Annotated in this window: 14 protein-coding genes; 10 read left to right on the top strand and 4 right to left on the bottom strand. The window is 63.4% G+C overall.

The genetic code is table 11. From position 1 onward, the window contains the following. Nucleotides 1-120 precede the first annotated feature (120 nt). From hemE to IP79_RS08050, 4 genes are all read left to right on the top strand, one after another. Entirely contained in the window at nucleotides 121-1,137 is a 1,017-nt protein-coding gene (hemE, locus tag IP79_RS08065; protein WP_054118715.1) for a uroporphyrinogen decarboxylase, read from the top strand. A 4-nt stretch (nucleotides 1,138-1,141) separates the two neighbouring features. After that, nucleotides 1,142-1,585: a CopD family protein gene (locus IP79_RS08060; protein ID WP_054118714.1), complete on the top strand. Its 444-nt coding sequence runs from the start codon at nucleotides 1,142-1,144 to the stop codon at nucleotides 1,583-1,585. 196 nt (nucleotides 1,586-1,781) lie between these two features. Continuing rightward, nucleotides 1,782-3,047 carry a transcription termination factor Rho gene (gene rho, locus IP79_RS08055; protein ID WP_054118713.1) on the top strand — a complete coding sequence of 422 codons (1,266 nt, stop codon included), beginning with the start codon at nucleotides 1,782-1,784 and terminating at the stop codon, nucleotides 3,045-3,047. Nucleotides 3,048-3,098: 51 nt separating this feature from the next. Further along, nucleotides 3,099-3,491: a BLUF domain-containing protein gene (locus IP79_RS08050; RefSeq protein ID WP_054118712.1), complete on the top strand. Its 393-nt coding sequence runs from the start codon at nucleotides 3,099-3,101 to the stop codon at nucleotides 3,489-3,491. Here the strand turns inward: IP79_RS08050 and IP79_RS08045 are convergent. From IP79_RS08045 to IP79_RS08035, 3 genes are read right to left on the bottom strand one after another with little or no spacing between them, the layout of a single operon-like run. Next, entirely contained in the window at nucleotides 3,488-3,889 is a 402-nt protein-coding gene (locus IP79_RS08045) for a nuclear transport factor 2 family protein (RefSeq protein ID WP_054119009.1), read from the bottom strand. The two genes, IP79_RS08050 and IP79_RS08045, sit on opposite strands and share 4 nt — an antisense overlap. Before the next feature lie 13 nt (nucleotides 3,890-3,902). Beyond that, nucleotides 3,903-4,493, bottom strand: coding sequence for a hypothetical protein (locus IP79_RS08040; RefSeq protein ID WP_054118711.1), 591 nt, complete (start codon nucleotides 4,491-4,493; stop codon nucleotides 3,903-3,905). Next, nucleotides 4,490-5,188: a dienelactone hydrolase family protein gene (locus IP79_RS08035; RefSeq protein WP_054118710.1), complete on the bottom strand. Its 699-nt coding sequence runs from the start codon at nucleotides 5,186-5,188 to the stop codon at nucleotides 4,490-4,492. The genes IP79_RS08040 and IP79_RS08035 overlap by 4 nt, the downstream gene beginning before the upstream one ends. A gap of 110 nt (nucleotides 5,189-5,298) precedes the next feature. On the opposite strand from IP79_RS08035, the gene IP79_RS08030 reads away from it, so the two are divergent. From IP79_RS08030 to IP79_RS08005, 6 genes are all read left to right on the top strand, one after another. After that, complete coding sequence (locus IP79_RS08030; RefSeq protein WP_054118709.1) at nucleotides 5,299-5,550, top strand: DUF6489 family protein; 252 nt, start codon at nucleotides 5,299-5,301, stop codon at nucleotides 5,548-5,550. A gap of 6 nt (nucleotides 5,551-5,556) precedes the next feature. Next, on the top strand, nucleotides 5,557-6,852 hold the full coding sequence (mnmE, locus tag IP79_RS08025) for a tRNA uridine-5-carboxymethylaminomethyl(34) synthesis GTPase MnmE (RefSeq protein ID WP_054118708.1): 1,296 nt from the start codon (nucleotides 5,557-5,559) through the stop codon (nucleotides 6,850-6,852). Nucleotides 6,853-7,035: 183 nt separating this feature from the next. Next, nucleotides 7,036-8,898, top strand: a complete 1,863-nt coding sequence (gene mnmG / locus IP79_RS08020) for a tRNA uridine-5-carboxymethylaminomethyl(34) synthesis enzyme MnmG (RefSeq protein WP_054118707.1) — start codon at nucleotides 7,036-7,038, stop codon at nucleotides 8,896-8,898. Next, a complete protein-coding gene (gene rsmG / locus IP79_RS08015; protein ID WP_054118706.1) occupies nucleotides 8,895-9,521 on the top strand; it encodes a 16S rRNA (guanine(527)-N(7))-methyltransferase RsmG in 627 nt (208 codons plus the stop codon). Before mnmG ends, rsmG begins: the two co-directional genes overlap by 4 nt. Before the next feature lie 58 nt (nucleotides 9,522-9,579). Continuing rightward, nucleotides 9,580-10,356, top strand: a complete 777-nt coding sequence (locus IP79_RS08010) for a ParA family protein (protein WP_054118705.1) — start codon at nucleotides 9,580-9,582, stop codon at nucleotides 10,354-10,356. After that, a complete protein-coding gene (locus tag IP79_RS08005) occupies nucleotides 10,353-11,330 on the top strand; it encodes a ParB/RepB/Spo0J family partition protein (RefSeq protein ID WP_054118704.1) in 978 nt (325 codons plus the stop codon). The genes IP79_RS08010 and IP79_RS08005 overlap by 4 nt, the downstream gene beginning before the upstream one ends. A 61-nt stretch (nucleotides 11,331-11,391) precedes the next feature. On the opposite strand, the gene IP79_RS08000 is transcribed toward IP79_RS08005, so the two are convergent. Further along, the gene (locus IP79_RS08000) at nucleotides 11,392-12,273 is read right to left on the bottom strand and encodes a hypothetical protein (protein WP_054118703.1); all 882 of its coding nucleotides are present in this window, start codon (nucleotides 12,271-12,273) and stop codon (nucleotides 11,392-11,394) included. Nucleotides 12,274-12,417 lie beyond the last annotated feature (144 nt).

Here is a 12,417-nt window from a genome sequence, read left to right as displayed (position 1 = left end):
TGCTTGGGGCTGGCTGGGCTGGGGGTAATCGGACAAGAGCCGGTAATTCCCACTATCCACAGGGCCAACAGACTCCATCAATCCTTTTATAAATTGATTTGTTTTGTTTAAAGGAACCCTATGCCCGGTCCGCTTCTCGATACGCTTAAAGGTGTCCGTCAGGACGTTGCCCCCGTCTGGCTGATGCGCCAAGCGGGGCGCTATCTGCCTGAATATCGGGAACTTCGGGCCGAAAAGGGCGGGTTCCTCGAACTGGTTTACGATAGCGAGGCGGCGGCCGAAATCACTGTGCAGCCGATCCGGCGGTTCGGCTTTGACGGGGCAATCCTGTTTTCCGATATCCTGATCGTGCCGCATGCGATGGGTCAGGGGCTGACCTTTGCGGCCGGTGAAGGCCCGCATCTGGCACCAACGCTGCTGGAGGCAGGGCTCGATTCGTTCACCCCCGCGTTTGAACGGTTCGATCCGGTGTACGAGACCGTGCGCCGCACCCGCGCCCTGATCGGGCCGGATGTGACCATGCTCGGCTTTGCGGGCAGCCCGTGGACCGTGGCGACCTACATGATCGCTGGCGAGGGGTCGAAGGATCAAGGCCCGGCGCGGTTGCTGGCTTACCGGGATCCGGCCCACATGCAGGCGATCATCGACGCGATCATCGAAGTTTCCGTCACCTATCTGCGCGGCCAGATCGATGCCGGGGCCGAAGCCGTGCAGCTGTTCGATAGCTGGGCGGGAAGCCTTGCGCCTGACCAGTTCGAAAAGTGGGTGGTGGCCCCCAATGCCGCGATCACCGCGCAGCTCAAGCAATCGCACCCCGATACCCCGATCATCGGTTTTCCCAAGGGCGCAGGCGCCAAGCTTCCGGCCTATGCCCGCGAAACCGGCGTGGATGCAGTGGGCCTCGATGAAACGCTTGATCCCGCCTGGGCCCATGCCAGCCTGCCTTCCGGAATGCCGGTGCAGGGCAATTTCGATCCGCTGCTGCTGGAAGCCGGCGGCCCGGCCATGGCAGAGCGGCTGCGCACCATCATCGCGGCGTTTGAAGATCGTCCGCATGTCTTCAACCTCGGCCACGGGATCGGGCAGTTCACGCCGATCGCGCATGTCGAGGAATTGCTCAGCGCTTTAAGGGGTTAATCGGGTGCAAGACACGCTTTTGTCGATCTATCTGTTCCTCAAATCGGGGCACGTGATCTTCATGGTGTTCTGGCTGGCGGGGCTGTTCATGCTGCCGCGCCAGTGCATCTACATGCTCGATCATGCGCCCGGTTCCGAAGGGGAGGCCAAGTGGGCGACCCGGATGGGCAAGCTGCGCAAGATCATCCTCACCCCCAGCATGATCATCGTCTGGGTGCTGGGCCTGTCGATGGCCATTTCCGGAGGGCATTTCGCCTTTGGCTGGCTTCACGCCAAGCTGGCGCTGGTGCTGGTGCTGACCGGCTATCATGGCTGGCTGGTCGGGCAGACGAAGAAGATGGCGCGCGGGGAGCGTCCGCTGACCGAGGCCCGCTTGCGGATGATCGGCGAGGTGCCCGGGCTGCTTTTGGTGGTCATCGTTGCGCTGGTTTATCTGAAGCCGTTCTGACCTTGCGATGGCCTGCAGCAATCGCTGATTGACCTGACGGGCGACCCCACCTATTTCGCTATCACCTATCCGGGTACCGGAGCGCCATACGCTCCGCACAGGTCTGCTTTCTCCAAGCCCGGCCCCGCCATAACGGGGCGCTGCCATTTCTGGCGGTACTGACCATCCGGCCACTCCTGACTTTCGGAAATACATAATGCATCTCAAAGACCTCAAGCGAAAGACCCCGGCCGAACTGGTCGCGATGGCGGAAGAACTGGGCGTCGAAGGCGCTTCGACCATGCGCCGCCAGGATCTGCTGTTCAGCATCCTGCGCGAACTGGCCGAGGACGAGGAATACGAAGAAAAGATCATGGGCATCGGCACCATCGAGGTGCTGCAGGACGGCTTCGGCTTCCTGCGCTCGCCCGAGGCGAACTACCTTGCCGGGCCGGATGATATCTACATCTCGCCCAACCAGGTGCGCCGATGGGGCCTGCGTACCGGCGATACGGTTGAAGGTGAGATCCGCGCCCCGCGTGAAGGCGAACGCTATTTCGCGCTGACCACGCTTGCCAAGGTCAATTTCGACGATCCCGACGCGGTCCGCCTGCGCACCAATTTCGATAACCTCACCCCGCTTTATCCCGATCAGAAGCTAAGCCTCGATACCCTCGATCCGACGGTGAAGGACAAGAGCGCGCGGGTGATCGATATCATCGCGCCGCAGGGCAAGGGCCAGCGCGCCCTGATCGTCGCGCCGCCGCGCACCGGTAAAACCGTGCTGCTGCAGAACATCGCCAAGGCAATCACCGACAACCATCCCGAGGTGTTCCTGATCGTCCTGCTGGTCGACGAACGGCCCGAGGAAGTCACCGACATGCAGCGTTCTGTGAAGGGCGAGGTGATCTCCTCGACCTTTGATGAACCCGCCAATCGCCACGTGCAAGTCGCTGAAATGGTGATCGAAAAGGCCAAGCGCCTGGTCGAACACAAACATGATGTGGTGATCCTGCTCGATTCGATCACACGCCTTGGCCGGGCTTACAACACCGTGGTGCCTTCATCGGGCAAGGTGCTGACCGGCGGTGTTGATGCCAACGCATTGCAGCGCCCCAAGCGCTTCTTCGGTGCAGCGCGGAATATCGAGGAAGGCGGCAGCCTCTCGATCATCGCCACCGCGCTGATCGATACCGGCAGCCGCATGGACGAAGTGATCTTCGAAGAGTTCAAGGGCACCGGTAACTCGGAAATCGTGCTTGATCGCAAGGTTTCCGACAAGCGCATTTTCCCCGCGCTCGATGTCGGCAAGTCCGGCACCCGCAAGGAAGAATTGCTGGTGCAGAAGGACAACCTGTCGAAGATGTGGGTGCTGCGCCGCATCCTGATGCAGATGGGCACCGTAGATGCGATGGAATTCCTGCTCGACAAGATGAAGGATTCCAAGACCAACGAAGATTTCTTCGCCACAATGAACCAGTAGGTTGAAATCAACGGGCCGAGGGGTCGGGCCGCAGACGGATGGACGGGAATAGTGCTCAGCCAGTATCTCTATATCAGCACCGCGCCGACCCTGCCGCGCGAGGAAGTGGAAGCTATCCTCTCGGCGAGCGCACAGAATAACCCGGTTCGCGGGATCACCGGGCTATTGCTGTTCAATGGCCGCAATTTTCTCCAGCTGCTCGAGGGCGAGGAGAGCGAGGTTGCGGCGTTGATGGACACCATCACCGCCGATCCGCGTCACAGCGGCGTATCGGTGCTTGACCGGCGCGGGATCGACCAGCGGGCCTGCCCGGATTGGGCGATGAAGCGGGTGATGATCGCCGAAAGCATCGCCAGTCGCCGCGAAATGCTGGAGCAGGAACTGCCCGACAATCTGGATCCCGATGTGCGCAAGATGATCGTGAACTTCGCGGTTCTGAATTAGGTTTTGGCCGCCGCAAGCTGGGATGCCATCATTTCCCAGACCTTGTTGATTGCTTTCAATGGTCGCACCATAACCTTGAAATCGCTTATCTTTCCGCCTTCGTTGAAGCGGATGATATCGACCCCGTTGATGGTCACGCCGTCCAGCTCGGTGACGAATTCGAGCATCATCTCGTCCCCGTCCACCAGCTCGCGCACGTAGTGAAAGCTATCATTGCCCAGTACGTGCGACGCGGCGACGAGGTAGGCCATCACCACCGCCTTGCCGGCTTGCGGCGTGTGCACCACCGGTGAATGGAACACGGCATCATCGGCAAGCAGGGCTGACAGCACTGCCGGATCGCTCCCGCCCATCATGTAATCGTGCCAGCGGGCGAGGCCTGCCTGTGCTGTTGTCATTCCCTGTTCTCCCTTATCGTCCACCGCCCGGCCACCCGAGCAGATCATCCCCGCTGGGCGCATCTTCCAGCCGCAGGGGCTTGCTTCGTTTTTTCCTGCGGCGTTTGTCGACCTCGTCATAGGCAATGCCGCTATCGTCGTTCCGCAGTCGCATGGTGTGGGTATGCCAATCGCCGGTCAGCAGGTTCCAGCTGGCCTGTTTGCCGTCATGGGCAAATGTGCGGCTGTAGAATGTCGCGTCGAGGCCGATCAGCCGCATTGCGCCCAGCTTGTCGTCCCAGCGAAAGCGGCGGGTGGAGGCAACCGCGGTAGTGCCGCCGTTCAGCTCATCAAACAGGAGTACCTTGCCCTCGAACGCCAGCGTGGCGTCCACCAGCGGAAAGGGAGCGAGAGTCAGTGTCTGGACCGTCTGGCCCACCACCACCCGCAATTCGCGCGTCTCTTCCCTGGCCGCTACATAGGCGAGGTCTGCCAAGCCATCGCCGTCGAAATCGGCGCGGGTTTCCACTTCGAGGCGCTCGCCCTCGGCCAGCACTGCCTGTGGCCCCTCCTGCGCGGCGGCGGGAGGGGCGCTGAGTGCCAGCGCGAGGGCGAGAAGGCTCAACCGATATGCTCGGCAAAGAACGCCGCTGTGCGGCTGTCGGCAAGGTTTGCGGCGTCCTCATCGCGGCGTTTGCCGTGTTCGGTCGCAAAGCCGTGATCCAGACCTTCGTAGTCGAACAGCGTCACGCGCGGATGATCGTCCAGGCCTTCGTGCATGGCGGCCTGTGTTTCACGTGAAACAAAGCCATCCTCGGTCGGGATGTGGAGCAACAGCGGATGGGCGATCGCTTCCCTCTCGTGCAGCAACCCGTCGATGCCGACGCCGTAATAACCGACGCTGGCATCGATGCTGGTGCGCGCCGCGGTCATGTAAGCGAGCCTTCCGCCCAAGCAGTATCCCACGCAGCCGACCTTGGCGCTGCCTTCGGTCTCGCGCAGGAAGTTGATGGCGGCCTGGATATCGCGGATGCCGGCATCCTGATCGAACTTGCCCATCAGATCGAGCGCGGTGTTGAATTCGCTCTCGACATCGGGATCGAGCGTGACTTCGGGCTGCAGGCGCCAGAACAGATCGGGCGCGAGCGCGAGGTAGCCTTCTGCGGCCAGCTTGTCGCACTTCTGGCGGATGCCGGGGTTCACCCCGAAAATCTCCTGGATCACGATGATCGCGCCCTTCGCTGTGCCTTGCGGGCGGGCAATATAGGCGCCGAACTTCGTGTCGCCTTCAAGCGTGGGGATTGCTGTGTTGAGGGTCATCAGGGGTCTCTCTGTCATTGGGGGAGCGGGCGGGGCGAACCCTAACGCTTGCCTTGCTTGGCTGCCAAGCCCAAATGAAGGAGGCACGAGGGCGTGAGGAGAACAGTCCCATGAAGATCAACATCGAAATCGAATGCACGCCCGAAGAAGCGCGCAGCTTCATGGGCCTGCCCGATGTGAGCGCGGCCAATTCGGTCTATGTCGATAACATCACCAAGGCGATGCAGGGCGTGTCCAACCCCGATCAGTTGCAGCAATATGCGCAGGCCTTGGCGCCGATGGGGCAGGTGGGGTTGAAGATTTTCCAGAGCTTTGTCGAAAGCGGGATGAAAGCGGCTTCCGGCGCCAAGCCTTCGGAATAAGCACTGATGAACGCGGCGGCCACGATCTTCGCGTTATCGAGCGGTGCGCCGCCCGCTGGTGTCGGGGTGATCCGCGTGTCCGGCCCGCAGGCGGGGGCTGCGTTACTGGCGCTGGCGGGGAGGGTTCCGCCGCCGCGCCGCGCTTCGCTGGCCAAGCTGCGCGCTGTTGACGGCGCGCTGCTGGACGAAGCGCTGGTGCTGTGGTTCCCCGGCCCGAACACCGCAACGGGAGAGGATCTGGCGGAGCTGCATTGCCACGGAGGCCGCGCGGTCATCGCAGCCGTGGAGGCCGCGCTGGCGGCGCTTCCCGGCCTGCGCCGGGCCGAGCCGGGCGAGTTCACCCGCCGGGCCTTCGCCAATGGCCGTATCGATCTGGCCGAGGCCGAAGGGCTGGGCGATCTGCTAGCCGCCGAAACCGATCTGCAACGTGCCGCCGCACTTGCCAATGCGGGCGGGGCCTTGTCACGCCAGGTCGAGGATTGGCGCGAGCGGGTGCTTGTGTCGTCGGCCGAGGTGGAAGGGGTGCTGGATTTTTCGGACGAGGAAGACTCCGCCGATCTGCCCGAATGTTTCACGTGGAACATTGCAAGCCTTGCTGCCGAAATCGGGGAGTGGCTCGCCCGCCCGCGATCTGAGCGGCTGGGGGAGGGTTTCCGCGTGGTGCTCGCCGGGCCGCCAAATGCGGGCAAATCCACTTTGTTCAACGCGGTGATCGAAAGCGAGGCGGCGATCACCTCGCCAATTGCGGGGACGACCCGCGATGTGATCGAGCGCTCGGTCGCGGTGGCAGGCGTGCCGTTCACTTTCGTCGATACGGCGGGGCTAAGGGTGGTCAAGGACGGGGCTGAGGCGGATCAGATCGAGGCTATCGGCATTGCGCGTGCGGAAGCCGAATTGGCGCGGGCCGATCTGGTGCTGTGGCTGGGCCCGGAAGGCGAGGGCCCGGAAGGTGCATGGGAAATCGCCGCGCAGGCTGACCTTCCAGACTTCGCGCCCAAGATGGCAGCACGTTTCACGCTGTCTGCCGAGACCGGCGAGGGGCTTGGCGCACTCAAGCTGGCATTGGTGGAATTGGCCCGCGACGCGCTGCCCAAGCCGGGCGAGGTGGCACTCAATGCGCGCCAGCACGCCCGTCTTTCAGAGGCGGCGGATGCTTTGGTTTCAGCCGGGACGCCGCGCGATCCATTGCTGGTGGCCGAAGAACTGCGGCGAGTGCGCGTGGCATTCGACCGTCTGATTGGCCGTGCGACGACAGAGGATATGCTCGACACGCTGTTCGGGCGCTTCTGCATCGGCAAGTGAGGGCGCATCTTGGCGCGCAATGTTTCACGTGAAACATTTTCGGCTCAAAATTGGCAACCAATGTTTCACGTGAAACATTGGTGGCGATAAAACCTCTCAAATTGTTTCACGTGAAACATTCGTCAGCGCTCACCCGCCACAATCCGCTTTGACGATTCCTCTGCGGACCCCTATCTGCGGGCCATGCACCAGTTTGATGTCATCATCATCGGCGGCGGTCACGCCGGGGTCGAGGCCGCTTGCGCTGCGGCGCGCATGGGTGCGCGCACTGCTCTGGTAAGTTTCGACCTCGCGGCAATCGGCGCGATGAGCTGCAATCCGGCGATTGGGGGGCTGGGCAAAGGCCACCTGGTGCGCGAGGTCGATGCGCTTGACGGCGTGATCGGGCGCGCGGCGGATGCGGGCGCGATCCATTACCGGATGCTCAACCGATCAAAGGGCTCCGCCGTGTGGGGCCCGCGCGTCCAAGCCGACCGGGTGCGGTTCAAGGCGGCGGTGCAGGGCATCGTCCATGCGCAAGAGAACCTAACTCTGATCGAGGGCGAGGCCGCCGCACTGGTTCTCAAGGGCGACAAGGTTGCCGGGCTGGAATTGGCCGATGGTATCATCCTGAACGCGCCGCGCGTGGTGTTATGCACAGGCACCTTCCTCGGCGGCGTGCTGTTTCGCGGCGAGGAACGTTACGAAGGTGGCCGCATCGGCGAGAACGCGGCCAAGTGCCTTGCCGAACAATTGCGCGGGGCCGATCTGCCAATGGCGCGGCTCAAGACCGGCACGCCGCCCCGTCTGGATGGTCGCACGATCAATTGGGCCGTGCTCGAAGAACAGCCCTCGGATGATGAGGCCTGGACGATGTCCGCTCTCACCTCGCGCCGCGTCAACCCGCAGGTGTTTTGCGCGATGACCCGCACCACGCAGGCGGGTCATGATGCGATCCGCGCCAACCTCCACCGCTCGCCGCTGTTTTCCGGTGCGATTGCGGCAGCCGGGCCGCGCTATTGCCCGTCGATAGAGGACAAGATCCACCGCTTCGGCGACCGTGAAGGCCATCAGGTTTTCCTCGAACCCGAAGGGCTGGACACGCACATGGTCTATCCCAATGGCATCAGCACCTCGCTGCCCACCGATGTGCAGGAGGTGGTGGTGCGCACCATGCCGGGGTGCGAGCGGGCGGTGATCGCGCAACCGGGCTACGCGGTGGAGTATGACCATATTGATCCACGTGCGCTGGCGCCCGATTTGCAGCTGCGCGCGATCCCCGGCCTCTATTGCGCGGGACAGATCAACGGCACCACAGGGTACGAAGAAGCCGCCGCGCAAGGGCTGGTCGCCGGGCTTGCGGCTGCGGCTGCGGCGCTGGGGAAGGCCGCGCCCGCGCTGGACCGCGCCAATTCCTATATCGCGGTCATGGTGGATGATCTGACCTTGCAGGGCGTGTCCGAACCTTACCGGATGCTCACCGCCCGCGCCGAATACCGGCTGCGTCTGCGTGCCAACAACGCTGGCACGCGTCTGACGGGGCTGGGCATCGCCGCCGGATGTGTGGGCGACGAGCGCCGCGCATGGTGGGAACAGCGGGAAGAAACCCGCAAGATGTTTCACGTGAAACATTCGCAGCGCGTTCACTCGCGCGATTTGGCTGCGCTTGGCCTTCCGGTGCGCCGCGATCTGGGGGAAAAGCCGCTGTCGGAATGGCTGCGCCACGACGGGGTCACGCCCGCTGCGCTTGCGCCCTGGCTGGGCGATGCCACAGCGCGCGATCCGCTGCTGGCCGAGGAATTGGCCGAAGATGCGGCCTATGCGCCCTATCTGGCGCGGCAGGATAGCGAACTGCGCGATTTGCGCGCGAGCGAGGCTTTGGCGCTGGCGTCAGATTTTCCCTACGCGCAGGTACCGGGCCTTTCCAACGAGATGATCGAGCGTTTGACAAAGGCTGCCCCCGGAACGCTGGCTGCGGCAGGACGGGTGGCGGGTGTGACACCCGCGGCGCTTTCGGCCTTGCTTGTCCATGCGCGGCGGGTTGCCGGCGGGCAGCAGGCGGCATGATCACCAACGAAACCGAAGCCCGCGCCTATGTCGCCGGGTTGACCGACGCCGAAGGCATGGCGCGGATAGAAGCTTTCGCCGCGCTGGTGCTGGAGGAGAATCAGCACCAGAACCTGATCGCCAAGGCGACCGAGGCGCATATCTGGCAGCGGCACATCGCCGACTCCGCCCAGCTTCTGGAAAATGTTTCACGTGAAACATTCGGCGCCAATGCGAATGGCCCGTGGCTCGATCTCGGCAGCGGGCCGGGCTTCCCCGGCTTAGTGATCGCCGCGCTGCATCCGAATATGCCGGTGGTGCTGGTGGAATCCCGCGCGCGGCGGGTGGAGTTTCTCAATCGCTGTATCGCGGCGCTGGGTCTGCCCAAATGCCGGGTCGAAGGCCAGCGGCTTGAGCGGGTCGAACCCTTCCCCGCGCGGGCCATTTCGGCACGTGCCTTTGCCCCCTTGGCGAAACTCCTCACCTTGTCCGCACCCTTCTCCACAAGGCACACCGCCTATGTCTTGCCCAAGGGGCGGTCAGCGGCGCAGGAGTTAGAGACATTGAAGCCTGCGAGTCGGGCAATGTTTCACGTGAAACATTCCTTGACCGATCCCGAAGCCGGGATCATCGTGAAGGCCTGACACGCGAAAGCGCACGGATTCCTCGTGAATTCGCCTGCGGGAAGGACGGGACACCACCATGCTAACCATCGCGATTGCCAATCAGAAGGGCGGAGTGGGCAAAACCACCACCGCGATCAATATCGCCACCGCGATGGCCGCCACGGGCTGGCGCACGCTGCTGATCGACCTCGATCCGCAGGGCAATGCCTCGACCGGGCTCGGCGTTCATGCCGACGCACGTGAAGTTTCCAGCTATGATCTGCTGGTCGATGATGTCGCGCTGGATACCGCTATCATCCCCACATCGATTCCGCGGCTCGATCTGGTGCCTGCCACCGTCGATCTTTCGGGGGCCGAGGTGGAGCTTGTGGCGGTGGAGGGGCGCACGCACAAGTTGCAGCGCGCTTTGGCGAACCACGCGGGGCACGATATCTGCTTCATCGATTGCCCGCCTTCGCTCGGCCTGCTGACGCTGAATGCCCTGTGCGCTGCCGATACGCTGCTGGTGCCGTTGCAGTGCGAATTCTTCGCGTTGGAGGGGTTGAGCCAGCTGCTGCAGACCGTGGATCAGGTGCAGCAGCGCTTCAACCCCGCGCTCGGCATCATCGGGATCGCGCTGACGATGTTTGATCGCCGCAACCGGCTGACCGATCAGGTGTCGGACGATGTGCGCGATTGCCTCGGCAAACTGGTGTTCGATACGGTGATCCCGCGCAACGTGCGCCTGTCCGAAGCGCCGAGCCACGGCTTGCCGGCGCTGATCTATGACCAGCATTGCACCGGCAGCCGCGCCTACATGGCTTTGGCGCGCGAATTGATCGGGCGATTCCCCGCAGAAAGACAAGCCGCATGAGCGATGATGTAACGCAAACCCCTGATATCGCAGCATCTTCACGCGGCGGGGACGATAAGCCGCGGCGTCTGGGCCGGGGCCTTGGCGCATTGCTGGGCGAGACCCGGCGCGAAGAGCCGCTGGTGCGGCGCGATGATGTTCCGGCCGAGCCACCTGCCCCCGGTGCATCGCCGCTGCGGATGGTGCCGCTTGCCCAGATCAAGCCTCTGCCCGGCAACCCGCGCAAGTATTTCGATGAAACCGCGCTGGCGGAACTGGCGGCGTCGATTGCGGCACGCGGGGTGATCCAGCCGATCATTGTCCGCCCGCACCCTGAAGGCACCGGTTATCAGCTGGTCGCGGGTGAGCGGCGCTGGCGGGCTGCGCAAAAGGCGCGGTTGCACGAAATTCCCGCGCTGGTGCGCGATCTGTCAGACCGCGAGGTCATGGCACTGGCGCTGATCGAGAACCTGCAGCGCGAAGACCTCAACCCGGTCGAAGAAGCGCGCGCCTATCACCGCCTGTCCGAACAGGAAGGGATGATCCAGGTCGACATCTCCAAGATGGTCGAGAAATCGCGCAGCCACGTCGCGAACATGATGCGGTTGATGACTTTGCCGGATCGGGTGCTGGATCTGGTCGAATCGGGCCAATTGTCGACCGGCCATGTCCGCGCGCTGATCGGGCGGGATGATGCGCTGGAAGTGGCTGAAATCGCGGTGGCCGAAGGGCTTTCAGTGCGCGAAATCGAGCTGCTGACGCGCAAGCTGTCGCGCAAGGATGCGCCTGCGCCGGCGCAGGCTCCGTTGGCGCTGTCGCAAACCACCGAGAATGCGGATATTTCAGCGGTAGAACAGCACCTTGAGGAGTTTCTTGGCCTGGGCGTCAAGATCAAGCAGGAAGGCGATCCGCGCAAAGGTGCGATCACCATCCGTTACACCACGCTCGATCAGCTCGATCTGCTGTGCCAGCGCCTTACCGGCGGCGAGTTCTGAACACGGAAAAAGGGGAGCCGCGTGCAGCGACTCCCCTTGATTCCCATGTAGATACTGGCGCTTAACGCCCGCCCTTGATCATCTTGGGCGAAGGCCGCTGCGGGATTTCGCGCGCCGCGCCGGGAACGGTGTAGCTCTCGAACCGCTCGGTCTCGCGCACAACCACCTGCTGCTGCACTTCGGTGCGCACCGGCACCATCACCATCTGCGGCGGCGGGGCATAGGTGTAACCATAGCTGTAGCCGCCGGGATAGCCGTAACCATAGGCGGGAGGCGCATAGGCGATCTCGCGGCTGGCGATTCGCCCGCCAGGGGTGCCGTATTGCGAAAGGTAGCTGTCGAGCGCGGCTTCACAATCGTAACGGTTCTTGGCCTTGTCACCGCCGAACAGGCTGCCGATCAGGCCGCCAATCAAGCCGCCTCCGCCCACGCCAAGCGCTGTGCCGAGCACGCGGTCACCCGCGCCGGCGATCTCGTAACCGGCGACCCCGCCGGCAATCGCGCCGAGCAGGCCGCCGATGATCAATCCGGTCTGGTCCCTGTTCTGGCCCTTGGTGCGGCGGCGGCATTCTTCGATCCATTGGTCACGCTCGAACACTGCGGGCGCGGCATAGGCCGGGGCATAGCCATGATGCGCGTAACCCTGAGGTGCATAGCCTTGCGAGTGGTAACCCTGCTGCGCGGCGGGAAGGGGCGCGCGGGGAAGATCGATGCGGCGGGTGCGGGTGATTGTCTCCACCCCGTTGACCACTGTCACCGTCTCGTCCGACTGTACTGCCATGGGGGCCGAGCGATATTCGGCCGGAAGGCTGCGCACCTCGGCCTCGGTCATTGGCGTGAGCGGCGGCAAGTCGCTGTAATTCTGGGCGTTCGCCATAGTGGCAAGGCCGAAGACCGGCAGAGCAACGCCAAAGCGGATAAGAGTGCGAAGCGGCAGGCGCATGGTAAAACCCCCTTGTGGCCGCAACCTGCGGCATATGGTTAGCAAGAGGTTTACCACCGACTAACCCCCGCGCCCAAGCCATGCTGTAGGCGCTGTCCCGTTTCGGGCCCGTTTTGAGCCTTTTTCCAGGAAGTCGGGGGCGAA

Source organism: Porphyrobacter sp. AAP60 (genome assembly GCF_001296025.1).
Lineage (GTDB): Bacteria > Pseudomonadota > Alphaproteobacteria > Sphingomonadales > Sphingomonadaceae > Erythrobacter.
This window is presented reverse-complemented; position numbering and strand designations above follow the sequence as displayed.

Coding starts and splice junctions, on each gene's coding strand:
- IP79_RS08030 (WP_054118709.1), top strand. CDS start 5,299: ATGAAGATCAACATCGAAATCGAATGCACGCCCGAAGAAGCGCGCAGC.
- IP79_RS08010 (WP_054118705.1), top strand. CDS start 9,580: ATGCTAACCATCGCGATTGCCAATCAGAAGGGCGGAGTGGGCAAAACC.
- mnmG (WP_054118707.1), top strand. CDS start 7,036: ATGCACCAGTTTGATGTCATCATCATCGGCGGCGGTCACGCCGGGGTC.
- rsmG (WP_054118706.1), top strand. CDS start 8,895: ATGATCACCAACGAAACCGAAGCCCGCGCCTATGTCGCCGGGTTGACC.
- IP79_RS08005 (WP_054118704.1), top strand. CDS start 10,353: ATGAGCGATGATGTAACGCAAACCCCTGATATCGCAGCATCTTCACGC.
- hemE (WP_054118715.1), top strand. CDS start 121: ATGCCCGGTCCGCTTCTCGATACGCTTAAAGGTGTCCGTCAGGACGTT.
- rho (WP_054118713.1), top strand. CDS start 1,782: ATGCATCTCAAAGACCTCAAGCGAAAGACCCCGGCCGAACTGGTCGCG.
- IP79_RS08045 (WP_054119009.1), bottom strand. CDS start 3,889: ATGACAACAGCACAGGCAGGCCTCGCCCGCTGGCACGATTACATGATG.
- IP79_RS08035 (WP_054118710.1), bottom strand. CDS start 5,188: ATGACCCTCAACACAGCAATCCCCACGCTTGAAGGCGACACGAAGTTC.
- IP79_RS08000 (WP_054118703.1), bottom strand. CDS start 12,273: ATGCGCCTGCCGCTTCGCACTCTTATCCGCTTTGGCGTTGCTCTGCCG.
- mnmE (WP_054118708.1), top strand. CDS start 5,557: ATGAACGCGGCGGCCACGATCTTCGCGTTATCGAGCGGTGCGCCGCCC.